Annotated in this window: 29 protein-coding genes; all 29 read right to left on the reverse strand. The window is 56.6% G+C overall.

What is annotated here, in order from left to right; all coding sequences use genetic code 11:
• The 29 genes from B5F08_RS00585 to B5F08_RS00730 all read right to left on the reverse strand — a co-directional run bounded on the left by B5F08_RS00585 (position 1) and on the right by B5F08_RS00730 (position 24,109).
• Positions 1 to 312, reverse strand: coding sequence for a head-tail connector protein (locus B5F08_RS00585; RefSeq protein ID WP_087375909.1), 312 nt, complete (start codon positions 310 to 312; stop codon positions 1 to 3).
• Positions 313 to 331: 19 nt separating this feature from the next.
• Positions 332 to 1,534, reverse strand: coding sequence for a phage major capsid protein (locus tag B5F08_RS00590; RefSeq protein WP_087375910.1), 1,203 nt, complete (start codon positions 1,532 to 1,534; stop codon positions 332 to 334).
• Positions 1,535 to 1,547: 13 nt separating this feature from the next.
• Complete coding sequence (locus B5F08_RS00595) at positions 1,548 to 2,288, reverse strand: head maturation protease, ClpP-related (protein ID WP_087375911.1); 741 nt, start codon at positions 2,286 to 2,288, stop codon at positions 1,548 to 1,550.
• Positions 2,185 to 3,543 (reverse strand): phage portal protein, encoded by a 1,359-nt coding sequence (locus B5F08_RS00600; protein ID WP_087375912.1) that lies wholly within the window; start codon positions 3,541 to 3,543, stop codon positions 2,185 to 2,187. The genes B5F08_RS00595 and B5F08_RS00600 overlap by 104 nt, the downstream gene beginning before the upstream one ends.
• A 17-nt stretch (positions 3,544 to 3,560) precedes the next feature.
• Positions 3,561 to 5,162 (reverse strand): terminase large subunit, encoded by a 1,602-nt coding sequence (locus B5F08_RS00605; RefSeq protein ID WP_198659468.1) that lies wholly within the window; start codon positions 5,160 to 5,162, stop codon positions 3,561 to 3,563.
• Between the two features lie 114 nt (positions 5,163 to 5,276).
• Positions 5,277 to 5,564 carry a hypothetical protein gene (locus B5F08_RS00610; protein WP_087375914.1) on the reverse strand — a complete coding sequence of 96 codons (288 nt, stop codon included), beginning with the start codon at positions 5,562 to 5,564 and terminating at the stop codon, positions 5,277 to 5,279.
• Positions 5,565 to 5,688: 124 nt separating this feature from the next.
• A complete protein-coding gene (locus B5F08_RS00615; protein WP_087375915.1) occupies positions 5,689 to 5,889 on the reverse strand; it encodes a hypothetical protein in 201 nt (66 codons plus the stop codon).
• Positions 5,879 to 6,355: a gamma-glutamylcyclotransferase family protein gene (locus tag B5F08_RS00620; RefSeq protein ID WP_087375916.1), complete on the reverse strand. Its 477-nt coding sequence runs from the start codon at positions 6,353 to 6,355 to the stop codon at positions 5,879 to 5,881. Before B5F08_RS00620 ends, B5F08_RS00615 begins: the two co-directional genes overlap by 11 nt.
• 108 nt (positions 6,356 to 6,463) lie before the next feature.
• A complete protein-coding gene (locus B5F08_RS00625) occupies positions 6,464 to 7,414 on the reverse strand; it encodes an amidoligase family protein (RefSeq protein ID WP_087375917.1) in 951 nt (316 codons plus the stop codon).
• A 129-nt stretch (positions 7,415 to 7,543) separates the two neighbouring features.
• Positions 7,544 to 7,861 (reverse strand): DUF6809 family protein, encoded by a 318-nt coding sequence (locus tag B5F08_RS00630; protein ID WP_087375918.1) that lies wholly within the window; start codon positions 7,859 to 7,861, stop codon positions 7,544 to 7,546.
• A complete protein-coding gene (locus B5F08_RS00635; protein ID WP_087375919.1) occupies positions 7,851 to 8,087 on the reverse strand; it encodes a DUF4314 domain-containing protein in 237 nt (78 codons plus the stop codon). The genes B5F08_RS00630 and B5F08_RS00635 overlap by 11 nt, the downstream gene beginning before the upstream one ends.
• A complete protein-coding gene (locus B5F08_RS00640; RefSeq protein WP_087375920.1) occupies positions 8,071 to 8,793 on the reverse strand; it encodes a virulence protein in 723 nt (240 codons plus the stop codon). Before B5F08_RS00640 ends, B5F08_RS00635 begins: the two co-directional genes overlap by 17 nt.
• Positions 8,794 to 8,893: 100 nt before the next feature.
• Positions 8,894 to 10,831, reverse strand: coding sequence for a DNA cytosine methyltransferase (gene dcm / locus B5F08_RS00645; protein ID WP_087375921.1), 1,938 nt, complete (start codon positions 10,829 to 10,831; stop codon positions 8,894 to 8,896).
• Positions 10,818 to 12,056, reverse strand: a complete 1,239-nt coding sequence (locus B5F08_RS00650; RefSeq protein WP_087375922.1) for a site-specific DNA-methyltransferase — start codon at positions 12,054 to 12,056, stop codon at positions 10,818 to 10,820. Before B5F08_RS00650 ends, dcm begins: the two co-directional genes overlap by 14 nt.
• Positions 12,053 to 12,838, reverse strand: a complete 786-nt coding sequence (locus B5F08_RS00655) for an S-adenosylmethionine synthetase N-terminal domain-containing protein (RefSeq protein ID WP_087375923.1) — start codon at positions 12,836 to 12,838, stop codon at positions 12,053 to 12,055. Before B5F08_RS00655 ends, B5F08_RS00650 begins: the two co-directional genes overlap by 4 nt.
• 4 nt (positions 12,839 to 12,842) lie before the next feature.
• Positions 12,843 to 13,391 carry a P27 family phage terminase small subunit gene (locus B5F08_RS00660; protein ID WP_087371621.1) on the reverse strand — a complete coding sequence of 183 codons (549 nt, stop codon included), beginning with the start codon at positions 13,389 to 13,391 and terminating at the stop codon, positions 12,843 to 12,845.
• 134 nt (positions 13,392 to 13,525) lie between these two features.
• Positions 13,526 to 13,873, reverse strand: coding sequence for an HNH endonuclease (locus tag B5F08_RS00665; RefSeq protein WP_087375924.1), 348 nt, complete (start codon positions 13,871 to 13,873; stop codon positions 13,526 to 13,528).
• A gap of 132 nt (positions 13,874 to 14,005) precedes the next feature.
• Positions 14,006 to 14,416, reverse strand: coding sequence for a sigma factor-like helix-turn-helix DNA-binding protein (locus B5F08_RS00670; RefSeq protein WP_087298908.1), 411 nt, complete (start codon positions 14,414 to 14,416; stop codon positions 14,006 to 14,008).
• On the reverse strand, positions 14,413 to 14,640 hold the full coding sequence (locus B5F08_RS00675; RefSeq protein WP_055158972.1) for a hypothetical protein: 228 nt from the start codon (positions 14,638 to 14,640) through the stop codon (positions 14,413 to 14,415). Before B5F08_RS00675 ends, B5F08_RS00670 begins: the two co-directional genes overlap by 4 nt.
• A 55-nt stretch (positions 14,641 to 14,695) precedes the next feature.
• Positions 14,696 to 16,060, reverse strand: coding sequence for a DEAD/DEAH box helicase (locus tag B5F08_RS00680; RefSeq protein WP_055158970.1), 1,365 nt, complete (start codon positions 16,058 to 16,060; stop codon positions 14,696 to 14,698).
• On the reverse strand, positions 16,041 to 16,322 hold the full coding sequence (locus tag B5F08_RS00685; RefSeq protein WP_055158968.1) for a VRR-NUC domain-containing protein: 282 nt from the start codon (positions 16,320 to 16,322) through the stop codon (positions 16,041 to 16,043). The genes B5F08_RS00680 and B5F08_RS00685 overlap by 20 nt, the downstream gene beginning before the upstream one ends.
• Complete coding sequence (locus B5F08_RS00690; RefSeq protein WP_204245141.1) at positions 16,319 to 16,858, reverse strand: hypothetical protein; 540 nt, start codon at positions 16,856 to 16,858, stop codon at positions 16,319 to 16,321. The genes B5F08_RS00685 and B5F08_RS00690 overlap by 4 nt, the downstream gene beginning before the upstream one ends.
• A gap of 250 nt (positions 16,859 to 17,108) precedes the next feature.
• Positions 17,109 to 19,448, reverse strand: coding sequence for a virulence-associated E family protein (locus tag B5F08_RS00695; RefSeq protein ID WP_055158966.1), 2,340 nt, complete (start codon positions 19,446 to 19,448; stop codon positions 17,109 to 17,111).
• Positions 19,441 to 19,872, reverse strand: coding sequence for a DUF7768 domain-containing protein (locus tag B5F08_RS00705; RefSeq protein ID WP_055158964.1), 432 nt, complete (start codon positions 19,870 to 19,872; stop codon positions 19,441 to 19,443). Before B5F08_RS00705 ends, B5F08_RS00695 begins: the two co-directional genes overlap by 8 nt.
• A gap of 13 nt (positions 19,873 to 19,885) precedes the next feature.
• Positions 19,886 to 21,826, reverse strand: a complete 1,941-nt coding sequence (locus B5F08_RS00710; RefSeq protein WP_087375926.1) for a DNA polymerase — start codon at positions 21,824 to 21,826, stop codon at positions 19,886 to 19,888.
• 65 nt (positions 21,827 to 21,891) lie between these two features.
• Positions 21,892 to 22,077, reverse strand: a complete 186-nt coding sequence (locus B5F08_RS00715) for a hypothetical protein (RefSeq protein ID WP_055158960.1) — start codon at positions 22,075 to 22,077, stop codon at positions 21,892 to 21,894.
• Positions 22,078 to 22,097: 20 nt separating this feature from the next.
• A complete protein-coding gene (locus tag B5F08_RS00720; RefSeq protein ID WP_087375927.1) occupies positions 22,098 to 22,673 on the reverse strand; it encodes a DUF2815 family protein in 576 nt (191 codons plus the stop codon).
• Position 22,674: 1 nt separating this feature from the next.
• A complete protein-coding gene (locus B5F08_RS00725; RefSeq protein WP_087375928.1) occupies positions 22,675 to 23,802 on the reverse strand; it encodes a DUF2800 domain-containing protein in 1,128 nt (375 codons plus the stop codon).
• Positions 23,792 to 24,109, reverse strand: coding sequence for a DNA ligase (locus tag B5F08_RS00730; RefSeq protein WP_087375929.1), 318 nt, complete (start codon positions 24,107 to 24,109; stop codon positions 23,792 to 23,794). The genes B5F08_RS00725 and B5F08_RS00730 overlap by 11 nt, the downstream gene beginning before the upstream one ends.
• Between the last annotated feature and the right edge of the window lie 48 nt (positions 24,110 to 24,157).

A 24,157-nucleotide genomic window follows, 5' to 3' on the forward strand; every position in this document is an offset into this window, starting at 1 on the left:
TCACACCTTCCAATCCCGGTCAAGCCGCAAAAGAAGGTTGACCGTGTTCCAGACCTGCTGGCCGGCCTGTACATTGTCTGCGAAAAAGCCGCCCGTGGAACCGTCCCTGGACTCGTAAAAATGCGATGCCAGCATGATCACCGCCTGTTCGGTGGTGGCCGGCATCGCATTCTCTGTATAATACCCCTCCTGGATATGCTGGTAGCTCTCCGCATAGGAAACAGCGGCGGTGATGTAGCCCTGCAAAAGCGCATCATCCGCCGAATGTTCCAGAATCAGGTTTGCCTTGACTTTTTCCAGCAGAGTGTCCATCACCGCCGCCCCCTTTCCGTTATGTCGATGCTTTCTGTGCCAGCACCTTGATGGCTTCGGACAGGATCAGCTTGCCGTCCACGCGCTGGGAAGCGAGGAAGCCCACCTGGCCGTTTGCCGCGTACAGTTCGTTCAGCCGCTTGAAGGAACGCCCCTGGCGGTCCGCAATCCAGTAGTAGCTGAAATCTCCAAAGGCGATGGTTTTGGCGCTGGCCGCGATGGCGGGCATATAAGCGGAAGTGCGCACAGGACGGCCCAGGATTGTATCCGGTGTGCCTGCGGTCAGGGAAGGCTGCCACAGGTACTGGCCATTGCTGTCCTTCAGCTTGCGGATGGCCTTAATGGTGGAGTCATTCAGCACCCACACGGCGTTGCGGCGGTAAGGAGATTTCAGGGAGTAGAACAGGTCGATCAGCTCATCCGCCGTAATGGCGGTAGCGGACGCAGCGGTGATGCCGGTTTCCGCGCCGCCGCTCGAAGCCAGGATGCCCAGGGGCTTGCCAGAGCCATCCCCGGTAAAGAAGGCTTCTTCCTCCTTGGCGCCGATACGGCGGGCAAATTCACGGGAGATGTAGCTTTCCAGATCAAAGACGCTGTCGTTCAAGAGTTCCTCGGAAACCTTGATCATCGTCCCCAGTTTGTAGGCCCCGATGGATACCTGACCGAAGGAATCGTCGCTCTCGGTGTAGGCGCCTTCCTCGTCAATCCAGGATGCGGTGCCCTTCGTTGCCACCACCGGAATCTTGCGGTCGCCGCTGGAGGTCTGGATCACTTTGGCGAGCTGGCGGAACACATTCTCTTCCTCCAGCGCCTCCACCAGGGTGCGCTCGTACTCATCCGGCACCAGGTATCCGCCCTCGGAGTCCGTACCGATCTGCAGGGCGTTTACCACAGAGGGCATGGGCGCTTTGGAGCGCATCATGTTCCAGAAATTCTGCCGGTACTCATCCGTGGCGCGGCCGGTCTTATTCTCCTCCTTGCCGTTCATAGGCTTACCCGTCAGGGGCTTGTTCACCGGGCGGTTCAGTTCCGCGTCCAGCGCCTCCTGGCGTTCCAGGCGGGCGATCTCCTTGCCAAGGTCGGTAATTTCCTGCTCCATGCGGGTGTAGGCGGCGTCGTCCTCGGCAGACAGGACGCCCTTATCATTTCTGTGGGAATCCAGAAAGGCTTTGGCGGCTTCCCAGGCTTTCGCGCGCTTCTCGCGCAGTTCCAAAATCGTCATAGTCGTATCCTCCTTAATGCTTCAAAAGATTGAGCCGCTCGTAGAGACTGTCTACAGAGCGGCCCTGGGGGTTGGGTTTTTCAGTTTTCTTAGGGTTGGTCCTGCATTTGGCTGCGATCTTATCCATAAGGGAATTCACCACAGCGGCTTTGGAATAGAGCATGGACACCGCAGACGGCTCCACATCCTCCGGGATCTCCGCCCGGTGCAGGACGTCATCGGCAAAGCCAAGTTCCACCGCCTTGTTCGCGTCCATCCAGGTCTCGGCATCCATCAGATGGGAGAGTTTAGCGCGGGACAAACCGGTCTTGATTTCGTAGGCGTTGATGATGGAATCCTTGACGCTGCCAAGCATCTCGATGGCTTTCTGCATCTCTGCGGTATCGCCCATGGCAACGGTCATAGGGTTGTGGATCATCATCATGGACACCGGAGATACCAGCACCTTCGTGCCGGCCATGGCAATGACCGAGGCGGCGCTGGCTGCGATGCCATCGATCTTTATGGTCACATCATGGGGGTAATCCATGAGCATATTGTAGATCTGCGCCGCCGCCACACAGTCCCCGCCTGGGGAGTTGATCCAGACGGTGATATCGCCGTCCCCGGACATCAGTTCCTCCTTAAAAAGCTGCGGCGTGACGTCATCGTCAAACCAGCTTTCCTCGGCGATGGTGCCGTTCAGGAACAGCGTCCGTTCCGCCGGAGCTGTCTCCGTTGCTGCCTGGTTCTTCCACTTCCAGAACTTCTTCATCGGGGTTTTCCTCCTTTCCCGTTTGTGTATCTGCAAAAGCACCCGCATTTCCCAGCGGGAGCATATTGCCGTTAATAAGGTACAGATCGCCGCCATCTTCCGTAGGAATACGATCAAGGTTTTCCAGTTCCCGGATATCATTGGCGCTCATCCATCCGTTCTGTCTCGCCGTGGCGTAGCCGGACATTCTGCTGGCATAATCGCCCCGGAGCAGCCCCTCCACGTTGAACTTGGCAAAGTACCGCTTCTTTTCCTCCGGAGAAAAGAGCGTCCGCTGGATAGACTGCTCCCAGCGCACCAGCCAGGGCTCCAGCGTGTATTTCACAAACTCCAAGGACTGCTGCTCAATATTAGAAAAGCTCGACTTTTCCAGGTCGCCCACCATGTGGGGCGGCACCCGGAAAATCCGGGCGATCTCATTGATCTGGAACTTTCTCGTTTCCAAAAACTGCGCCTGCTCCGGTGAGATGCCGATGGGCGTATATTTCATGCCTTCCTCCAGCACGGCGATCTTATTGCTGTTGCCGCTGCCGCCGAAGGTGGACTGCCAGCTCTCCCGTACCCGCTGGGGGTCTTTGATGGTACCCGGATGCTCCAAGACGCCACCAGGGGCGGCGCCGTTGGCAAAGAACTTGGCCCCGTACTCCTCACAGGCAATCGCCATGCCGATGGCGTTCTTGGCCATAGCGATAGGGGAATAGCCCACCAGCCCGTCAAAGCCAAGCCCCGGAATGTGCAGCACATCGGAGGGCGGCAGATTGACCGTCACGCCTTTCATGGTCGGCGCTTCTTCCGTGGAGCGCGTATACTGGTAATAAAGCTGCCCGTGGATATCCCTGTCCACCACCATGCGGTTTGGCATCAGGGGGTAGAGGGCAATGACCTCGCCCTTGCCGTTGCGGATGATCTGGGCGTAGGCGTTGCCCCACAGGAGCAGGTGCGTCATGAGCGTTTCCCGGAACACAAAGGAACTCATCTCCGGGTTCGGCTCATCATGCAGGAGCAGATACAGCGGATGGTCAAGTGCTTTTTCCTTGCCGCCGTCCTCCTTGTAGCGGTAGAGATGCAGCGGCAGACCTGCCACCGCTTCGGCCAGGATGCGGACGCAGGAATACACGGCGGTCATCTGCATGGCGGAACGTTCCGTCACCGCTTTGCCGGAGGTGGTGCCGCCGAAATAGAACGCATAGCCGCTGCCGGCGGTGCAGTCCTGGGGCTTGTCCCTGGAACGGAACAGCCCGGAAAAGATACCCATATCGAATCACCGTCCTTTCAGATAAACAAAAGCCCCCGGCTGTCATAAACCGAAGCGCCTGTATCGTTGCCGCAGCGGATCGCCCGGTCAAGCCCCATGATAGTGGCGATTGCGCCGTCGATTTTCTCTGTGGATTTCTCTTTGTCCGCCTTGATATTGCCCGCCGGATCCGTGCGGATATAGATGTTGTCCATCATCCAGCGCAGCACTGGGTGGCCGCCGTGAGCGATGCGTTCCTCCAGCACCAGCTTCATCAGCTCCTTGGTCGGCGGGGACATATCCTTAAAGCCCTGTCCGAAGGGAACCACCGTAAAGCCCATGCCTTCCAGATTCTGCACCATCTGCACAGCGCCCCAGCGGTCAAAGGCAATCTCCCGGATGTTGAACCGTTCGCCCAACTGCTCGATGAATTTCTCAATGTAGCCGTAATGTACCACGTTGCCTTCTGTAGTCATCAGCGTCCCCTGGCGCTCCCATAGATCATAGGGGACATGGTCGCGTCGGACACGGAGGTCAAGCGTTTCCTCCGGTATCCAGAAGTAGGGCAGGATGTAGTATTTGTCCTCCTCATCCAGCGGCGGGAACACCAGCACAAAGGCCGTGATGTCCGTGGTGGAGGACAAGTCCAGCCCGCCGTAGCAGATGCGGCCTTCCAAATCGTCCTCGGAAACCGGGAACGCGCAGGCGTCCCACTTGTCCATCGGCATCCAACGGACAGACTGTTTCACCCACTGATTGAGCCTTAGCTGCCGGAAAGCGTTCTCCTCGCCAGGATTCTGCCGGGCGGATTCACAGGCTGCCCTGACCTTGTCGATCCCCACCGTGATGCCCAGGGAAGGATTTGCCTTCTTCCAGACCTTGGGGTCTGTCCAGTCCTCATTCTCGGCAGCACCGTAAATGACCGAATAAAAGGTAGGATCAACCTTCCGTCCCTCTGCGATGTCAATGGCTTTCTGGTGTACCTCATAGCAGATGGAGTTGGTATCGTTGCCGGCCGTGGTGATCAGAAAGTAAAGCGGCTGCATCCGGGCGTCCCCGGAGCCCTGGAGCATGACGTCAAAGAGTTTCCGGTTAGGCTGGGTATGCAGCTCATCGAAGATTACGCCGTGGGTATTAAAGCCATGCTTGTTCGCCACATCCGCCGAAAGCACCTGGTAGGAGCTGTTAGTGGGAAGGTAGGTGATCTTCTTCTGGGATTCCAGGATCTTTACCCGCTTGGAAAGCGCCGGACAGAACCGCACCATATCCACCGCCACATCAAACACGATCTTTGCCTGGTTGCGGTCAGCGGCGCAGCCATACACCTCAGCCCGTTCCTCGCCGTCCCCACAGAGAAGCAGGAGCGCCACGGCGGCGGCAAGCTCCGATTTGCCCTGTTTCTTGGGGATCTCGATATATGCTGTATTAAACTGACGGTAGCCATTGGGCTTTAACACGCCGAACAGGTCGCGGATGATCTGTTCCTGCCAGTCAATCAGTTCAAAGGGTTTTCCCGCCCAGGTGCCCTTGGTGTGGCAGAGGGACTCGATGAACATGACCGCATAGTCGGCGGCGTCCTTATCATAGTGCGAGGTCTTCGCCATGAACTTGGTAGGCTTGTATTTCTTCAGTTTTCGCATAGACACCACCTCCCAAATGGCATAAAAAATAGCCGCATCGCTGCGACTTCCAAAATGGTTCTGTACGAGAGAAAGAGCCGTGCGGCTCGATCTCAGGTTATTATGTTCTTTTATTTACTGCTGCATCGCCCAAGCGATGGCGTGGCCATCATCCTCAAACTCAACCCCGCTGGCTGCTCTCAGCCCGATCATACCTTCGCAGGTGTGGTCATCGGTAAGGAACTCGTATGCCGCGCCGAAGCAGCAGGGCTTGTTTCTCCCGTTGTAGTAGTATCCGGCAAGGAGAACCTTATCTCCAAAAGTCAACGTCTTGCCGTCCATGCCGGAGAACCGCATCTCCAAATCCTCGGTTGTGGTGGGGTTCGGCAGCCGGTACTTTTTCATCGCTTCGTTGATCATCATGGCTTGTATCCTCCGTTTTCTTTGTTTTCCCTTTCGGTGTGTACATATTCGCTCTAAAACCATATATTATCAAGTTAATTCTGAGCATAATCCGCACAAAGATCGGAGGAATAAATTGTGTATATCACTCCTGTGTATGGCGGTGGATCGTCTCAATGATCTGCTCCTGCTCGGACGGCTCCACGCCAATGGACTGGAGCGCCTGTCGGGTGCCACAGTCCGGGCAGATGAGCGTTTTGTTATCCTCTCTGGAAAGTGCCGGGGCGCCGTGGTAGGTCCTGCCGCAAATCGGGCAAACCGCCATCCGGATCACATTATCCTTCATATCCGCATACCTCCCTGCATTTATCGTAGGCGTCAACCAGAATATTCTTGTCAAAGCGGAAGGCGTCGTACCCTTCCAGGCAAGTCCGCATATAGAGATTGCTGGGAACCCCAATCGGCCTGTCCTCGTGCATGATGTAGGCAAAGGCCGTCACCGTCCTGCGTCTGCCTGTCCGGATGCCTTTGTACTGGAGACGGATATCCCGCTTGTAGTAAAAGGTCGGGAATCCTTCATAACGGTCGAGGGCGGCTTCGTCTGCAGCCGTTACCTCCCAGATCACCACGGGAACCGTGCCGTTTTCGCATTCTTCAATGGTCAGGTAAGAGCCGGTCCGGCTCCCCTTAAAAAGCAGTTCCCAATCTTTGAGGTTTGCCGTGCCGAGGATCGTGGCGTGTGGGCAGCGCATCCGCATCTGCCGAACATTCAGGTTGCTGCCGTAGGCGATGTAGTATCTTTTTCTTTTCATGTGTATCCATCCTTTCCTGAAGGACTTAGGTTACTTGTCCTTCTACCACCCTAAGACCGCCGAAGCGGTCAGGGGAAAGGTGGCAGGAGGCTAACTCCTGCGTGTCCTTCAAGCGGCGGCCCTGCCGTGCCGGAAGGCTGTGTCCCCGGTCAGGTTGCGGGTCAGGAAATCTCTGGCCGTTGCGAACTCCTCGCCGATGAAGCCCAGGCGGAGGAGCCAGGTGCGCATGGCGTATTTGGGGTTCTCGTTCTGCTGGGGCTTAGGGCTTGCCGTCCGCACATCCTTTGCCATTTGGCTTAAGGCCAGGCAAAGCTGGATGTAGCTCTTAAGCTGCCCCGCGTGGATGCCGCCTCGGCGCTCTGCGGTCGGCTCATCGAATTGGAAAAGCCGGAATTCGACCGTCCCCTTGGTAAAGGTGGCATGGAGGTTGAGCATATGGTAGCGGCTGTCGTTGTAGTGGTGACTCCTGCCGTAGCTTGCGCCGTTGCTGGTGTACCAGATATCCGCAAGGTGCGCCATTGAGCGGGGCTTCCTGCGGTTGACCTGTTCCAAAAACCGTGGGTCTACCGTGCGGCAATAGCGGCTCATGCGGCCCCGGTCGAGTTTCAGCGCCTCAGCGATCAGGCTCTCATGGCTTGCCATGATGTTGGCAAGGTTGCGCAGGCTCTGCGGCGTGTGTCCCTGCGCCCCGATGTGGATGTGGACGCCGCATCCTCTGGAGGCGTCGCTCTTGGCGCCTGCGTGTCTGAGCTGCCTGCAAAGCTCCTGCAGGGTTTCGATGTCATCGTAGGTCAGGATCGGGGTGACCAGTTCGCATTTCTGGTCATCCGGTCCCGCAATGGAAACATCCTTCTGGAACTTCCACTCGCGCCCGTCTGCGTCCCAGGCCGACCAGGTGCTGTATCCGTTGCGGCCGGCGGTATTCTCGTAGCGTCCGGTGCCGAAAAACTCGGCGGCAGCCTTGGCTGCCTTCTGGCGGGTGATGTTATTCATCTCAACCTCGACCCCGATGGTCTGCTTTTTCATCTCTGTAATCTGCCTTGCGGTTTTCTCATTCATGGTGAATCCTCCGTTTTCATTTGGTGTGTTTTCCCTTTCGGTGTACACATATTCGCTCTAAAAGAGGATAATAGCAAGGCCATTTCCGATAATATACTACACAAAGATGACTGCTGGATACTGTGTAATTTACAGCCTTTTTCCACCATCCGTAATTGGCGTGAGAGAGCCGTTTTTTCCTTCATCGAGTATAGCGAGAGCCAGCCGGAATCCCGTCCGCAGCCCATCAATAAAATACTCCTCAGCGGTCATGCCCGTAATGGAGGCTTGCAGGCAAATCATCTTATCAAGGATTTCGGACGTCTCATGATCCAGCATGGATCGGAGTTTTTCTTCTTCATCGGCCAGACCGGCAGCGGCTTTTCCATACTCCGAATTACAATCAAACTGCTTTTCATTCGGATTAATGTTCCCATAGAAGAAGTCCTTCAGAATGTTATTCGGCACGGCGGTCACCCACCTTTCTCACAATGTCCTCCCCATAGACCACGTTCAGGCCGCTGCCGTTGTCCCAGCGCATGAGGAGGGAACCGGTATCATCCACACCGAGTACCGTGCCGAGCGTACCGGCGAGTGGCGCTTGGGCATCATCCATCCGCACCAGTTCCACACGGGTGCCGGCGGGATAGTCCCGGCGGATACGCTCCACGGTATCTTTATTCGGAAACCGCATGGCCGGCACCTCCATTCTTGAAGGCCGAGGACCCAGAGAGGTTCTTCAGCAGGATCTTGCGTTCCCTTTTGTACTCGCTGCCGATGAAGCCCAGGCGCAGGAGAAAACACCGGAAGGCGTATTTCTCATTGTCCACCGGCTTCTCGGTCGCTGTTACCCGCTTGGCATTCCTGCTCATCTCGCAAAGTGCGAAAATGAAATGGGTGTAGGCTTTGATGGCATCGCAATCTGGCAGCTCCCTGAACCAGGGAAATGCTACCCGGTCGTCCAGCACCTCGATACGAAGATCAGTGATGCCCATGGCCTTCCGTATCAGATTCCCTTTGGCATCCAGCAGCTTGGTGAGGTTGCCCACCGCCACCTTGTCGAACGGGATTTCCACCGTAAGCCCCACGGGTTCGCCCTGTGGCGCACTGTCGGCGGCTTCTTCCGTTTCCTTGGTTTCTTCCCCGGAGGGCTGTTCACCACCGTCCTGCGGCTCACATTCAAAGCCGGCAGCGGCAACGGCTTCCAGCACCCGCTCGACTTCCTCGCTGTCGGCACAGTCATCAAAGAGGAGCGTCCCATCCTTGGTGACCGTAAAGTAGTCGATTTCATAATTGCAGGTGGGCATAAACTTGTATTCCGCCCTGGCGCCTGTGGCATTGGCGATAACTTTTACCAGTTCCTTGCGCTTGGCGCCTGTCACATTGTATCTGATTTCCATGTGCGAAAACCTCCTTTGTTTTTGGTAGGTACATATATCACTCTGAACCCTTGAAATAGCAAGCGGTTTTCGCACATTTCTCTGTAGAATAGAAACCAGTTTATCCTTCCGAAAACTGTGCATAGTACACGATCCCGGAAAGCACGAAATAGACGTTGGGGAGCGCCACACCGTTGCCCCACATTTTATACTCCGCACTGTCGGAGTGGGGATTCTTCAGCCACTTGACGATCTGGTTCCGGCTCTTAGGCTTGGAGGACGTCCCCATGACGGAGCGGTGTGTCTCAAACACCTCTGTCCAGAACTCGATCTCGTCCTCGGTCGGCTCGTCTGTCCCAAGTCCGGCGCACCACCAGTCCGGGAACCCCTGCAGTCTGGCGCATTCGGTGGGTGTCAGCCTGCGGACGATGTACTCCGGCTCGGTCTCGTTCACCACAGGCGGGTCCTTATAGTCCCTCGCCATCAAGGTCGGGGACTGTTCCTTAAGCATCTGGGTGTAAGTGCCGGTGGTCATGCAATAAGCCACCGCATGGCGGTCAGCGGCATCCAGCGTAAAGGACACATCCTCATTCACGCCGCTGCCCTGGGGACCGTTCTTGTCCGCCCTGCCAATCATGGAACCCTGCAGGGCCACCACAGCCATGCCGCCCTGGTTGCAGGTAGGATTTCCGCCGTTCGCATCCAGGCATCTGGAAGTTTCCGCTTCGTAGAAGCCGCTCTTGGGATTCTCGGATTTCATGGCGTTGCTGTCCTTGGAGCAGATGCCGTAAACCTTGACCGCCAGTTCATTGCACCGGATCTCGCCCACATCGTAGGTGTTCAGCGTGTTCGCCACATCGAAGGCTTTCCACTGCTGACCCTCATCGGGAGAGTGGGGACGTGTGCCTTTCACGAACGGCACGAACACCGTCTGGTCGTTGTTGCAGCCCAGCGTGGCGGACTTGTTATCCTGGATCAGCGCGCCTTTGCCGCCGCCCTCACAGCCGGAGCGGATCTTCAGCGTCTTAGGCGTCTCCACTACAAAGGGCTGGTTGTTCCCGCCCATGCCGTAGGTGGCGTTGACCGTGGGGGCCGTCTCCAGCGGGCCGGTGTATCTGGTGTCCTGGCTATGGTTCTCATAGACCGCCGCCGGCACCGTACCGGCCCGGAGGGTGGGCGAGGTTTCCTCCTCATACCCGATGCCCCTGGCCTGTGCGGAATGCTCGGTGCAGAATCCGGCAGCTCCCATCACGCAGGGAGGATGCCCGTGGTTTTCCGCCCGAAGCGTTGCTGCAACGTCCTCCGTCACATCCATGCGGCCGCCGCCCTGGTCGTTTAGGCAGACGCAGCCTGTCGCTCCAGCGCTTTCCTCAAAAGCTCCGGCAGCTCCTTGCCACGAACGGAAGCCCTGCGGAGTATACCCAGACACGCCTTCGGACTCAAATAGTATTTTTCCGGCACTCCCGCCTGCAAGATCTGCGACAAGGTAGATACGTTTTCTGCGTTGGGGGACTCCCCAGTACTGTGCATCAAATACCCGCCATGCGAGACTGAAATCGTCTGCCACGATCTCCCCGGCGGCTGGCCACTTCGCAGGTCGAGCAGGATCAATCTTGTATCCTTTGACCGAGCAGACCTCTTCGAGGACGGACTGGAAGTCCGCGCCCTTGTTGGAGCTGAACGCGCCGGGGACGTTCTCCCATATGATGTATCTTGGATATCTGCCATTGGTTTTGCACCTCATTTCCTTTACGATTCGGACGGCTTCATAGAAAAGACTGGAACGGGAGCCGTCCAAGCCCTCCCGCCGACCTGCGATACTCATGTCCTGGCAGGGTGAGCCGAAGGTGATGATATCCACCGGCTCAATATCTGCGCCGTTCATTTTCGAGACATCGCCGTAATGCTTTATAAACGGCAGCCGTTTGGTGGTCACCCGGATAGGAAACGGCTCGATCTCCGAAGCCCACACAGGGGTAATGCCGGAGATCAAGCCGCCTAAAGGAAAACCGCCGGAGCCGTCAAACAGGCTGCCGAGGGTCAGTTTATTCTGTTCCATCCGCGACCTCCTCATAGCTGTATGTCTTACCGTCTCTCAGGACGCTTACGCCATCCGCAGAGCCGACCTGCTCGATGTAGCGGTTCACGATGACATCGCAGAACTTCTCGTCCAACTCAATGGTTCGGCAGATGCGGTCGGTCTGCTCACAGGCAATGAGGGTAGAACCGGAGCCGCCGAAGGGGTCCAGCACCACCGAGTTTGCCATACTGGAGTTGCCGATGGGATAAGCCAGCAGTGGGATTGGCTTCATGGTGGGATGGTCGCCGTTCTTCTTGGGTTTGTCGAACTCCCAGATGGTGGTTTCCTTCCTGCCCGTGTACCACTGGTGCCTGCCGTTTTTCTTCCAGCCGTACAGCACAGGCTCATGCTGCCACTGGTAGGGAGAGCGTCCAAGTACCAGGGACTGCTTCTTCCAGATACAGCAGCCGGATAAATAAAATCCCGCATCGGCAAACGCCCTGCGGAAATTGAGTCCTTCGGTGTCGGCGTGGAACACATAGATGGATGCGTCCGCCGCCATGACCGACTCCATATTCTGAAATGCGGCAAGCAGAAACTCATAGAATTTCTCGCCTGCCATATTGTCGTTCTTGATTTTGCCCGCCGAGCCTTCATAGTTGACGTTGTACGGCGGGTCCGTAATAACCAGGTTTGCTTTGACGCCATCCATGAGTGTGGTGTATGTCTCAGCCTTCGTGGAGTCCCCGCACACCAGACGATGCCTGCCAAGCGTCCATACATCGCCAAGCCGGGAGAACGCAGGTTTTTGCAGTTCCGCGTCCACATCGAAGTCATCCTCTTTGGCTTCCATGCCGTCATCGAACAGAGCTGCCAGTTCCTTTTCATCAAAGCCGGTGAGCAGAGGGTCAAAGTCCATGCCCTGCAAAGACTCAATCTCCACCCGCAGAAGTTCCTCATCCCATCCGGCGTCCATCGCCATGCGGTTGTCCGCAATGATATAGGCTTTCTTCTGCGCTTCGGTAAGATGGTCGGCAAACACACAGGGAATCTCTCGGATGCCTTCTTCCTTTGCCGCAAGGATTCTGCCGTGGCCGGCGATCACATTGAACTCCCGGTCGATGATGACGGGATTGATAAAGCCGAACTCCCGGAGGGACGAGCGGAGCTTGGTAATCTGCTCCGGGGAGTGGGTGCGGGCATTGTTCACATAGGGTACCAGCTTGGCGATAGGGACAAGCTGCATCTCGGTTGTCGTTTTCATCGCACCAGCCCCCATTCCGCAAATTTTTCAAAGCCGCCGAGGGACCGGATGTATCTCCGGGCAGTCTCCACGATTTCTCTATAGGGGATGCCGTCCACCGTATCTTCCCCGATGGCGCAGCACAGTTCCACGGGCTTTCCCGTTTCCTGCGCCTTCAGCCATGCGTAGATGTTCACACTCACATCCGCTTTGGAGAGGTCTTTGCCGTGAAGGCCGCCGCCCGTCACCGAATCGGCCATGTCGCTGCCCAGCTTGCGGTTGGTCGCCCCAGAGTCTACATCCGTGCCGCCTGTCCAGTCGCCCAAGGGATTGACCTCGGCGCCCGGATACCGTTTCCGCAGCTCTGCGGCAGGGGCATTGCTCTGGCAGAGGATGAGCCTTGCTTCGTCAATGATGTACTTCCCATCCGAGGGATAAGTGTGATATACACTTTTGGCGATCTCACAGAGTGCTTTCTGCTCCTCCGTGACCGGAACCCCTTTGAAGATGCCGTTGTCCCCGCAGCGGATTCCTTCCGCCTGGTTATTGGCAAGACATCCGTCCTGCGGCATTTCCAGATAGTCCGTGTGCAGATTTCCTGCGATGCGATGGACAATGGATTCCACTTCATCCTGTGGAATGCTCACTGATGTTTCCGCGATGATATGGCAGACGCCGTGGCCGATCAGGACTTCCACGGCGATCCTGGGATTTTCCTCTTTCCGGTACGCCGCATCCACCAGGGCGCCGGCAATGCGGTCCGCCACCTTGTCCGGGTGGCACGGATTTACTTTCTCAAACATAGCTTCACCCCTTCCTTGCGCGGAGCAGCCGCTCCATCAGATCATCCTGGGGAGATACCTCCCCGTAATCGGTGCTGCAGTTTTCCTTCACGATCTGGAAGATCTCGTTCCAGAGCCGCACCGCCTGGTTCATGTAGTTGATGCCGATATTAATAAACGGCGACGGAATCGGCTTCTGCGTGGTGGGATGCTTGGAGAGGAAACCCATGCGGTTGGTCATCTCCTCGCACTGAATCCAGCGGGCGCTGCACATGGCGTACCGCTCCAGAAGCTGAGGTGACACCTTCGCCGCGCAGCCCACCTTTTTTAACCACTCCCAGGTTTCCGTATAAATTTCCTCCGCCTGGAGCGTGCTTCCGTCACGCTGCTCGGCGGATAAAAACTCATGGGGCTTTGGCATATCGACACCCTCGACTTCGGGAATGTCCAGCACTTCCAGTTTCCTGCCGCCAGGATTGCCGTTCTCAGCTTTCTCTTTGACAGCGGATTTCTTCCTTCCCGCACCGGGTCTCGCACCACCGCGCCCACCTGTGTTATTGGATTTTGTCGGCATTTTCTCACCTCTTTTCCGCAAAAATAGAGCGACCGCTATCGGCCGCCGTCAATTACCCTTTTGATTTCGCCTTTTTCGCGCACGAAGCCCCGGGCCGCTGCCCGCGTACAGGACCCGCAGAGATTTTGACCGCCCTACCGGTCGCCAAGGTCGTGGTGGATCTTGGTGTGGCAGGAACGGCAAAGGCTCATCAGATTGTCCCTTGCATGAGTGCCGCCCTGAGAGATGGGAACGATGTGGTGTACCTCATCCACAGGAGTCAGCCGTCCTTCCTTGAGACACACCTCGCAGAGAGGATGCGCCGCAGCGTATCGGTCACGGATGCGTTTCCATGCTCTGCCGTATTTCTTATTTACGTCCGCACTGCGTTCGTATTTGTTGTACTGCCTGCGGGCGGCTGCTTCATGCTCCTTGCAGTACTGGCCCTCCGTGAGGTTGGGACAGCCGGGGTAGGAACAGGGGCGCTTGGGTTTTCTTGGCATCGCTTCACCTCCTTGGGGCATAAGAAAAGCCTCCACAGGACGCTCCCATGAAGGCTGTTTTTGTATTCTACTTCGCTATTGTAATGATATCACAGGACGGGTGTGCCATACTGTGCCAAACCGTGCCAACTTTCAATCCGGGACAGAAAAGTTCTGGAGAGCCGACCCGTGTATGCGGTGTACCGTGCGAAGCGACACGTTCAGCATCCGGGATATCTCCTCCCAGGAGCAGTTGTCCAGGTAACGGTAACGGAGTACCAGCTGCTCCTCGCGGCTGGCAAGCCTGTCGATTGCCGCATTGATGGTTTCCTTGAGACACACCAGATACGCCACCTTTTCCGCCACATCCCTCTGGATGGCGTCGATTTTCTCAAGGCATCGTACAAAAGGGGCTTCTGTCGGTTTGTTTGGATTGTAGTGCGGTTCGAAATTACTGCCTGAGACGCTGCTCGATAAATCCCTCCAGTAGTCAATCTCACGCAGGCGGCAGTTTATAAGGGCATCCAGGTGCCGCGCCTGGTTCAGATACTCTTTTGCGGTCATGCGTCCACCTCCTTCTGCAGGGAGCGGATCAGCATCTCGCCATTCACATCTGTGAGTGCCGAGTACCACTGCGAACGGAAGAACCGCTCAATTTCGGCTTTATCTGCCTGTGCCGTCCTATTACGGGAGTTGGCTTTCAGGCTTTTCAGCGCCATGCGGTAATCCTTCACAGCTTGCAGGATGATGGCGTTCGCAAGGTCCTCGTAAATCGTGATATTGCTCATATTCGCACCTCCGAAATTTTGATCCTCGGATTGGCACGGATTTTCTTAGATTGTCTCAGATTTTCAAGTCCGCTTTCACGGCGTCGATTAGCGCCGTCTGGGTATGCTCCTTTTTGGAGATGGCTTTCATGATGCGTTCGTCAATGGTGCCCTTTGTGACGATGTGCTGTACCACCACAGTTTCAGAAGTCTGCCCCTGCCGCCAGAGTCGCGCTATGGTCTGCTGATAAAGCTCCAGGCTCCAGGTCAGTCCGAACCACACGATGGCCGAACCGCCGCTCTGGAGATTCAGCCCATGCCCGGCGGAAGCGGGATGGATCAGCGCCACCGGCAACTCGCCATTGTTCCATCTGCGGATACTGGCGGCGTCATCCAGCTTTGAGAACGGGATATGCAGCTTTTGCAGCCTTTCCGAAATACGGGTCAGGTCATGCTTGAACCAGTAAGCCACCAGAAGCGGTTTGCCGTTGGCGGCTTCGATGATGTCCTCCAAAGCGTCAAGCTTGCGGTCGTGGATGCGGATGGTTTCGCCGCCGTCGTCATAGATTGCGCCGTTCGCCATCTGGGAGAGTTTCCCGGAGAGGGAGGCGGCGTTGGCGGCAGTGATCTCTGCGTCGCCCAGCGACAGCACCAGCTCCTGTTTCAAGTCCGTGTATTTTTTCTGTTCATCCTCGGAAAGCCGAACCGTGTATTCACTGCTGACCAGCTTTGGCATATGCAGGTGGTCGGCGGACTTCATAGAGATGGTGATGTCCGAAATCTGTCGGTAGATGGCGTCCTCTGCATAGGGCAGGGGTTTGTAGGAGTAGATGACCTGGCCGTTTCGCTTGTCCGGCGTGAAGTAATCGGTGCGGTACTTGGTGATGAACCGTCCAAGCCGCTGCCCCATGTCCAGGATGCGAAACTCCGCCCACAGATCCATCAGACCGTTGGACGCAGGAGTGCCGGTCAGTCCGACGATGCGGCTCACCTTTGGTCTGACCTTTAACAGTGACTTGAACCGCTTTGTCTGGTGATTCTTGAACGAGGATAACTCATCGATCACCACCATATCGAAGTCAAAGGGAATGCCGCTCTCATCAATGAGCCACTGGACGTTTTCCCGGTTGATGATGTAGATGTCAGCGCGTCTCATCAATGCCGACCGGCGCTGGGCTTCCGTCCCGACAGCCACGGAGCAGATGAGATCCTGAAGGTGATCCCACTTATCCGCTTCAGACGTCCATGTGTCCCGCGCCACTCTTAAGGGTGCGATGACCAGCACTTTATGGACCTCGAAGCTGTCAAACAGCAGGTCGGCTATGGCTGTCAGCGTGATGCTGGTTTTTCCCAGGCCGCAGTCTAAGAAGATAGCGGCTGCGGGGTGTGTCTCGATGTAATCCACCGCATATTTCTGATATTCATGAGGTTCGTATCTCATCCAGTATCCCTCCAATCTGCTCCATATCGTCCAGCACATACACCGGAAATCCCAGCCGCCGCAAAAGCCTGTGGCGGGAAAGCTGTAGCGGTCTCGGCTTTTCTCCCGGAGTCTTGACTTCAACAAAGCCTATCCGTCCATTCGGCAGCAGCACCATGCGGTCCGGCATACCGTCAAAACCGGGAGAGACGAGCTTGGGACAGATGCCGCCGGCTTGTTTGACCATCTGCGTCAGTTTCTTTTCAATTTCTTTTTCTCTCATGGGCGTATCCTTTCTATGGGGTCGGCTAATTCAAAAGCGGCGTAGGCGGCTGAGACAAAATTGTCGAGGGGTTTGCCCTTGTAACTCCAAGATGTCTTGCCATCTACATAAACGCTGTAGCGATTGCCGCCCTTATTGTTGATAAACACCTTTCTGCCCTGATAAGTCAGCTGATAGTTGCCGTACCAGTTCTTCCGCCATTGACGGTGAGGAAAGTTCCGCTTCCGTTTGGCTCGGTTTTTCATAAGCCGCTCACGCTCTCTGGCGGCAAGGATATCGCCCTCCATAATCCCTGCGCAGATACAGCCGACTGAAACAGTCTCAAAATACTCGTCATGCCGCATCACATGGACAAAGCGTACCTGTGAACAATCGCAGAGTTCACAGGTGAACAGGTCGATGTGATCGGGATCTTCCTCTTCATCGGCCACATCGTAAATATATTCACAATACCAGCCGGAGAGGGGCGCTCCCCATTCCTGGAGCCGCTTCTGACACCTGCGGACATATGCGCTGTCTATTTCATACATTGACATTTTGATTTACCTCCGTGTTCTTAAAAACCTGAAAATCCTTACGCGCGTGCGTATGCGTGATTTACGGGTTCTGTACAGTCTTTTTGATACATTTCCGATTTATATGCTTTTTTAGGAACACAGGAACGGAGCCTGTAAAGTTACCTTGCGGCGGCACATTCGGTGTGTTCCTGGCGGCGTTCCCGGAGTCTCCCCTGGGAACACTGCCGGAAGTCGGGAACTGTTCCTTATTCGCTCCGTTCCCGAAAAATCAGTCAGGAACATCGCCGGGAACAAAGACGAACTGGGGCCCGTATGGCTTGACGCGCTCCTTTTTCTCCTTGCGTACCCAGCCGAGCTTGGTGAGCATGGCTGTGAGGTTGTTGGATTCGGCGCGGCCAAGGCTGCCCTGGTCTTTGCCAAAAAGCTCACACCAGATCTCCATATTGCAGACGCGTGTTCTGGCGACCGTACCAGCACGGCCGATATTATTCACCCCGGCGAGGAAGGAGCGGCGGTCGAACAGATCCATGCCGTCCCAATCCTCAGGGAGCAGAGTTTCCAGATACTCGCGCACCAGCCCTTCGCGCTCATCGGACTCCAGCGCTTCCCGCTGTTCGCTCTTGGCGAGTGTCTCCAGATCGGGAGCCAGATGCAGCTTCTCGCCGTTCTCCACAAGCACCAGCACCTCCGCCCAGATCTGGCTGATATCTTCATGGGTGAGTTCCCAGGAGTGCTTTGCGCCGCCGCCCGGCGTTTTGACCGGCCAGAACCGACGGTTGCCCGTGGTGTCCCGCAGGTAGCCGGACTCGGCATTGGTGGTGCCAAAGAAGATGCACTGCCTTGGATGCGGCGTTGCCCGTCTGCCGAATGCGGCGCGATAGATATCGTTCTGTCGGGAGAGGAAGGAGCGCAGCGTCTCCACCTCGGCTTTGCGAAGTCCCGCCAGCTCACCGATTTCCAGAATCCAATAGCCCTGCAGTTTCTCGGCGGCGGTCTTGTCCTTGGTATCGCTCAGGTTCAGGCTGTCAGAGAACCATTCCCCGGCAAGGCGGGAGATAAGAGTGCTTTTGCCGATGCCCTGGGGACCGTTCAAGACCAGCATGGTATCGAACTTCACACCCGGCTCCTGCACCCGGCGCACGGCGGCGCAGAGGGTCTTTCTGGTCACAGCACGGACATAGGAATTATCCTCCGCGCCCAGATAGTCGATGAGGAGCGTGTCCACACGGGGAACGCCGTCCCACTCCGGCAGAGCCGCCAGATATTTACGGATGGGGTGGTAGGAGCGGTCGTCCGCCACCTTGGTTACAGCGATCTGATAATTGCGCTGGGAGAATGTGCCGTAGTGGGAATCCACATAGCTGATCAGCTGGGCATCGTCAGCGTCCCTCCAGTATTTGGATGGGTGCTTCCAGGGCACCTCGCCCTTGATCTCCATGCCGTCCAGCTGCTGGTTGAATACGATATTCTGGAGCTGTGGGTCGTTCTGGAGGATGAGCGTGATGTTGTGGAGGTTGTTTTTCAGAACTGTAGAGCGGGGTTCGTACTGGAAACGCTTCTGCCAGTCGGTATCCTCGCTGCCGGAGAAATCCGTCTCGGCATCCGCCATCCGTTCGCTTGCCGCCAGCAGCTTTACCTCATCTTGCTGCATGGCGAACTCGCACATCGCCTTGTACGACGCTTTTTCGTCCAGATCTCCAAAGCGGTGGATACGGACGATGTCAAAGGCGTTGCACAGCTTGAGGTAAGCCGGGTCTTTGGCATGGTGGCTGTAGACGAACTTGTCCTCCTTGACCTCTACGCCCGCCATGCTGGAGGATGCGATCAGGTGCCAGCGGTTCTCATTGTCGGTCGGCTCATAGACATCGGAGAGAAATGCCTCCAGCGCCTTGCTGATGGGATAATAGGTGCGGTTGAACAGGCCCACCACGCCTTCTTTGGTCAGAGGATCCTGCACCTTCTGCTGTGCGGTGGTATTCGCTTTGCTCTCCCTGGAAGAGGTGGGCAGTCTTGTGGGGTCAGTCCATTCCGGGTGCTTTGCGAGGATTGCATCGGGATCGAGCCAGCCACCGTCCGTCTCCTTATACACAAAGGAGCCGTTAGCCGGAGTGGACGGCCAGTACATCAGCTGATTGGGCTGGTAGGAGCATTCGTCAAAATAGTCGATGCCCAGCATCTGAGCGAGATAGCGGGACACCGCCACAAATTCCTCCGGGGTCACATCCCTGGTCAGCGGGAACACCAGCCGGACGCGGGGATTTTCCTCTGTGCTGCTGTGGGTGGTATACAGCGCGGAGGTATAGGGGCAGAGCGTTTCATAGCCTTCCAGAAAAGCGGCGTCGATGCGGTCACCGTCAAGCGCCACCATCGAGCGGCTCTCCACGGTATCGACCTTGCGTCTGCCGCCTTTCAGCACACCCGCCACAAAGCCGCCGTGGTCTTTGGCAGTGTCGCGCTGGGCGCGGCTCATCTTTGCATATTCCTCGGCGGACTCGGTGGTGCGGATAGGCACTCGGAGCCGTTCCTTCAGATCGTCAAACCGTATGGTCTTGTTGACCCATCTCTTTGCCTGCCGGTTGTTGCCGTAGGCGATGTTCAGTTCACGCATAGTCGGTTACCTCCTCACATGTAGTCGTAAAATATCTCAAACGGTAGTTCTTCCATTTGGCTCTGCGGATCTCCGCTTCCATGCCGGAAGAGATGTATTCTCCGAACACCCACACCTCGGAGCATTTGCTCATCAGGGCGTTTCCAAAGAACAGCCCCAGCTGGCGCTCCTTCGGGTTGTCGTCACTGAGAAACTGTGGAAACAGCAGATGCGGCGCAATGGGAATGTATCCGGCGTCCACGGCAAAGCGGCTGTACCTCCGGGCGTTCTCCACATTGGCGGCCACCTCTCCGGCATAGGGAGAGCAGATGTAGACGATAGGGCGGAAAGCGCGGAGGGCGCGTTCTTCTTTTTCTATATTGGTGAGGGCTTCATAGGTGGTAGGGTCGTAGTAGCCCTCGCTGTTGAATTTATTGATGCTCATAGGTGTTACCTCGTTAATCTTTCTTGTAAAAATCAGTCTCGTAGCCATCTGCACGAAGCTGCAGTCCGTTTGCCCAGGGTGGAGTCCTGCCCATCTGGTCACAGACGGCCTGCAGGGACATCCGGCGGTCGGCTTCAATGACCACCTCGTCGTGGATATGCATGACGATGGAGCAGCAGCGAAGGGTCTTCATGGCGTAACAAAGGATATCTCGTGAGGTTGCCTGGACGATGTTTTCCACAAATTTCGGACCGTAGCTGTCAATGCGTTCCCATTTCTTCGTGCCGCCGACGCCTTCATAGGTGATACAGTCGCCGCCGAAACGGTTCTCTCCGATCTTTGGCTTCACATAGGCAAGGCTCCTGCCGGACGGCAGAGTGATAAACAGCATCCCGTTTCTGGCGGAGAATATGATGCCGTGTGTTTTCGTGGTAGTCCTACGGCTAACGGCTTCCATCACAGCGCGGTCAACCGCCCACCAGAACTGCACGATTTTCGGATTCGCCTGACGCCATGCGGAAACCAGAGCTGGAAGCTCGTCCTCTGACAGCCCCATCTCCAGTGCGCCCATAGCCTTAAGTGCGCCCACTGAGCCGCCGTAGCCGAGAGCCAGTTCAGCAATCTTGCCTTTCTGCCGCAGGTGACCGTTGACGCCGTGCTTTTCTACGGGGACGCCGAACATCTGGGACGCGCTGGCGCAGTAGATGTCCTTGCCCTCGGCGAATACATCCTGCCGCCATTTCTCGCCGGCAAGCCATGCGATCACCCTGGCTTCAATCGCGGAGAAGTCCGCCACAATGAATTTCCTGTTTTCCTGCGGCACGAATGCCGTGCGGATCAGCTGAGAAAGGGTATCCGGCACATCCTCATAGAGCATTTCCAGAGCGTCAAAGCCGCCTGCCCGGACAAGCCCTCTGGCTTCGGACAGATCGTCCAGATGGTTCTGAGGGAGATTCTGCATCTGAATGATGCGGCCTGCCCACCGCCCGGTGCGGTTGGCTCCGTAAAACTGGAACATGCCTCTTGCCCGGCCATCGGCGCAGACGGCGGTCTCCATCGCCTGATATTTTTTAACGCTGGATTTCGCAAGCTGCTGGCGCAGGGTTAGTACCTTTTGCAGCTGCGGCGGCGCAGTTTTCAAAAGCTCTGCTACAGCCTTTTTGCCCAGGGTATCGGTCTCTACGCCGTTATCCGCAAGCCACTGCTTCATCTGCTGTACCGAGTTGGGATTATCCAGTGAGGTCAGTTCCTTCATCGCCTGGGTCAGCTCCGAGCGGGAGCGCCCGTCCATCTGAATGGCCTGCCGCACCAGCTCCATATCCAGTCCCACGCCGCGGTCGTTGATCTCCTGATCGAGGTGGTATTCCTCCCAGACGCTGTCCGGCACGGGATACTTTAAGAGCCGTGCCTGGATAGACATCTCCGTCTCCACATCGCGGATGTTGTATTTTTTAAATGCCAGCCATTTGTCCGGGGCGTGTTTTGGGAGGTTGCGGGTGCGCTGGCCGTTGGACTTCGTTGGCGCACAGGGCTGGCAGAAATATTTGATGAGGTCTTTGCCTTCGGCCAGCTTTTGCTTTTCCAGCCCAAGAACGGCGCCGGCTCCCTCCAAAGATAAAGGCAGACCCATGTACGCAGCCCAGACCATCGAGCATTTCCAGGAGTCCGGCTCCAGATAGTCGCCGGTCGGATAGCCCAGAAAGCGTGACAGGCAGATGCGTTCAAAATTGGCGTTGAAGGCCCACTTGGTTACCTTGTCATCCTCCAAAGCGCAAAGAATCTCCGAGGGAATCTTCTCCCCGCAGGCAAGGTCTATCTGCTGTACGGGAGCGCCATCCACGCTGTAGGCAAAGAGCAGTATTTCAAAATCGGGAGACTCCACATAGCGATACACACCTGTTTTAGCAAGGGGCTGGTCGCTGTAAGTCTCCAAGTCGATTGATAAGGTTTGCATTTCGTCACTTCCTTCCATACCCCAATAGGGCGGCAGATCGCTCCGCCGCCCTGGGGCTTGGTACTTTATTTCTCCAGCAGCTTCATGCGGTTTTCGTGATACTCTGCGTCACGGGCCGCCTGTTCACGCTCACGCTTTTCGTGCTTGCGGTCATAGATGAAGGACTGGATGCTGCTGATCAGAATGACTGCGCTGATGCACAGCCAGATGGCGAGAACAGCAAAAAGCAGAATTGTCTGAAACATTGTCATGGCCGTTTACCTCCCTTGTCTTAACCGAGGAAATCCTCGTCGTCGTCAGTTGCGAAGTCAGCTTCGGCACTGGCCTTGCCGCCCAGGGGTTCGCCGGGACGGATGAGCTGCAGATTGTTCAGACCGCAGGCGATGCCCTTGTTGCCATTGCTGTTGAAAGCGTACAGGTTGATGGAAGCTCTGCCGTACACGCCGGAATACACTTCGGAGCGGGTCAGAACAGGATTGCGGTCTGCGTCCACGATGCCGGGAGCGGTGGCGGAGTTGGCGTTGATGAAGTAGGCGTTCGCATAGGCGGGATCGTCAGGCCTTTCAACATCGCCGTCTCTCAGCGGAGTCTTGATCGCGGAGAGAGGAGGCACGCTGCGGCCGTTGCCCTTCAGCTTGGCCTGTCCCTCCTGATAGGCGGCTTCAATGGCGGCCTTGATTTTTGCCACCGTCCGGGTATCGGACTTCGGGATGATCAGCGACACCGAGTACTTCGGCGTGCCGCCGTTGATGGACTTGGGCTCCCAGACGTTGGCGTAGGACCAGCGGGTGTCGGGGCCGGTGATGACCTTCATAGGGTTGTTGACTCTGTTTGTGTTGGTAGACATATTACATTTCCTCCATAAAATCATTTTTCGCGGTATTCCATTCGGGCCGTTTATCGCTCGACCGCACGAGCGTCGGCCTGCCTTGCGGCTTTTCAATGTAGGGTGTGAGAAGCTCCTCAAAGCGGGATTTGCCCAGCAGCTTCTGCATGGCGGTGATGCCGAGGAGTTTCTTTTCGTAGGGGTTGAAGCCGGCGCCCTCAACGGCTGTGGCCACAGCGGCTTCGCTGGTGTATTTGCGGTTGGAGCGGCCCTCGACCAGCTTCCAGCCGGGGAACGCCGTACCGCTGACTGCCTGCTGAAGAGCGTATTCCTTCACATCCGCAGCCCAGGCGGTAAGAGCGTCGACCTTGCCGAGAATATCGGCGATCTCCTCATCAGCGAGGAGCGCAGGGGTCTGGAATTCGTACCGGGCAAGAGCCAGGTTCGCTTCGGCGCGCTCTCTGCACTCGGCTTTCGCCTTGCAGAACCGGCACCACTCACCACAGCTGAAGGAGCCTTGACCTTCATAAGCAAGCTGCGCCTTCTGAGTCAGTTCACTGTTTGCCCATTCGTACAGGTCGGCCTTGTCCATCTCATACACGCTGATGTTGGACTTCCTCGGCTGATAGATGGTCATGCGGACAGTGTCGATGTCGTAGATGCCATCGAAGATTTCCAGAGCGCCCAAGGCATAGAGCATCATCTGTGGATTACGCTCTGCAAGCACGAGGCATCCTTGCCCGTTTTTGTAATCGCAGATGTTCAGAACACCATCCGCAATGACGATGCAGTCTGCCGTGCCGAAGCCCTCTTTGACCCAGCGTGAGAAGTCCACCCGCTGTTCGATCAGGATGAGCGGGTCGGCGCAGGTCTGCTTTGCGGTCTCCAGAAGCTCCGATACATAGGCGGCATACCCGGCGGCGCAGTCCTCCATCTCCTCGTTGTACCAGGAGAGGTTTTCGATGGGATCATCCGCCGGAATCCCCAGAGCCTGCTTCAGACGAAACTCACAGAGCGAGTGGGCGTCTGTTCCTTCTGCGGCGTAATCGCTGCCCTTGTCCTCGTAGGCTTCGCACAGCCTTGCTGAGGGCGGACAGTTGATCCACCGCTCTGAAGAAGAAGCGGATAAGACTGCGTGCTTAACTGCCACCCGTCATCACCTCCGCTTCGGCGAGTAGTGCCTTGTAATGTGCGGGGTCGATCTGTGACAGCTTGGATGCGCCGTACTTTTGAAGCAGGGCGCGGATCTCGGCGGTGTGTCCCTGGCGGGATTTGTCCGCAAGCACGGTTCGGACCTGCTCCAGCGTCAGTTCCGGTTTAGGAGGAGCAGCAGGAGTATCCTCTGCCTGCGGCTCTCCGCTGAACATCTTCGTCAGCCAGTCAGCGGCATCCGAAATAGCAGCGGCAGCACTGCGTAAGTCTTCGATGGTCTGTGCCATATCGCTCATTCTGCTCATGTGATTTTCCTCCTTCCCCGGATTTGCATTGCTGGCGTGCGGCGGTCA

The organism is Anaeromassilibacillus sp. An172 (assembly GCF_002160515.1).
Lineage (GTDB): Bacteria > Bacillota > Clostridia > Oscillospirales > Acutalibacteraceae > Limousia > Limousia pullorum.

Bases quoted from the DNA above. Each gene is read 5' to 3' on its own strand.
- B5F08_RS00685 (WP_055158968.1), bottom strand. From the start codon at position 16,322: ATGAGAGAAAAAGAAATTGAAAAGAAACTGACGCAGATGGTCAAACAA.
- B5F08_RS00600 (WP_087375912.1), bottom strand. From the start codon at position 3,543: ATGGGTATCTTTTCCGGGCTGTTCCGTTCCAGGGACAAGCCCCAGGAC.
- B5F08_RS00640 (WP_087375920.1), bottom strand. From the start codon at position 8,793: ATGGAAATCAGATACAATGTGACAGGCGCCAAGCGCAAGGAACTGGTA.
- B5F08_RS00665 (WP_087375924.1), bottom strand. From the start codon at position 13,873: ATGCCAAGAAAACCCAAGCGCCCCTGTTCCTACCCCGGCTGTCCCAAC.
- B5F08_RS00730 (WP_087375929.1), bottom strand. From the start codon at position 24,109: ATGAGCAGAATGAGCGATATGGCACAGACCATCGAAGACTTACGCAGT.
- B5F08_RS00595 (WP_087375911.1), bottom strand. From the start codon at position 2,288: ATGAAGAAGTTCTGGAAGTGGAAGAACCAGGCAGCAACGGAGACAGCT.
- B5F08_RS00590 (WP_087375910.1), bottom strand. From the start codon at position 1,534: ATGACGATTTTGGAACTGCGCGAGAAGCGCGCGAAAGCCTGGGAAGCC.
- dcm (WP_087375921.1), bottom strand. From the start codon at position 10,831: ATGGAACAGAATAAACTGACCCTCGGCAGCCTGTTTGACGGCTCCGGC.
- B5F08_RS00650 (WP_087375922.1), bottom strand. From the start codon at position 12,056: ATGAAAACGACAACCGAGATGCAGCTTGTCCCTATCGCCAAGCTGGTA.
- B5F08_RS00610 (WP_087375914.1), bottom strand. From the start codon at position 5,564: ATGATGATCAACGAAGCGATGAAAAAGTACCGGCTGCCGAACCCCACC.
- B5F08_RS00670 (WP_087298908.1), bottom strand. From the start codon at position 14,416: ATGACCGCAAAAGAGTATCTGAACCAGGCGCGGCACCTGGATGCCCTT.
- B5F08_RS00720 (WP_087375927.1), bottom strand. From the start codon at position 22,673: ATGTCTACCAACACAAACAGAGTCAACAACCCTATGAAGGTCATCACC.
- B5F08_RS00675 (WP_055158972.1), bottom strand. From the start codon at position 14,640: ATGAGCAATATCACGATTTACGAGGACCTTGCGAACGCCATCATCCTG.
- B5F08_RS00660 (WP_087371621.1), bottom strand. From the start codon at position 13,391: ATGCCGACAAAATCCAATAACACAGGTGGGCGCGGTGGTGCGAGACCC.
- B5F08_RS00585 (WP_087375909.1), bottom strand. From the start codon at position 312: ATGGACACTCTGCTGGAAAAAGTCAAGGCAAACCTGATTCTGGAACAT.
- B5F08_RS00710 (WP_087375926.1), bottom strand. From the start codon at position 21,826: ATGCAAACCTTATCAATCGACTTGGAGACTTACAGCGACCAGCCCCTT.
- B5F08_RS00705 (WP_055158964.1), bottom strand. From the start codon at position 19,872: ATGAGCATCAATAAATTCAACAGCGAGGGCTACTACGACCCTACCACC.
- B5F08_RS00690 (WP_204245141.1), bottom strand. From the start codon at position 16,858: ATGTCAATGTATGAAATAGACAGCGCATATGTCCGCAGGTGTCAGAAG.
- B5F08_RS00605 (WP_198659468.1), bottom strand. From the start codon at position 5,162: ATGCGAAAACTGAAGAAATACAAGCCTACCAAGTTCATGGCGAAGACC.
- B5F08_RS00695 (WP_055158966.1), bottom strand. From the start codon at position 19,448: ATGCGTGAACTGAACATCGCCTACGGCAACAACCGGCAGGCAAAGAGA.
- B5F08_RS00625 (WP_087375917.1), bottom strand. From the start codon at position 7,414: ATGAATGAGAAAACCGCAAGGCAGATTACAGAGATGAAAAAGCAGACC.
- B5F08_RS00620 (WP_087375916.1), bottom strand. From the start codon at position 6,355: ATGAAAAGAAAAAGATACTACATCGCCTACGGCAGCAACCTGAATGTT.
- B5F08_RS00715 (WP_055158960.1), bottom strand. From the start codon at position 22,077: ATGACAATGTTTCAGACAATTCTGCTTTTTGCTGTTCTCGCCATCTGG.
- B5F08_RS00615 (WP_087375915.1), bottom strand. From the start codon at position 5,889: ATGAAGGATAATGTGATCCGGATGGCGGTTTGCCCGATTTGCGGCAGG.
- B5F08_RS00655 (WP_087375923.1), bottom strand. From the start codon at position 12,838: ATGTTTGAGAAAGTAAATCCGTGCCACCCGGACAAGGTGGCGGACCGC.
- B5F08_RS00635 (WP_087375919.1), bottom strand. From the start codon at position 8,087: ATGCGGTTTCCGAATAAAGATACCGTGGAGCGTATCCGCCGGGACTAT.
- B5F08_RS00680 (WP_055158970.1), bottom strand. From the start codon at position 16,060: ATGAGATACGAACCTCATGAATATCAGAAATATGCGGTGGATTACATC.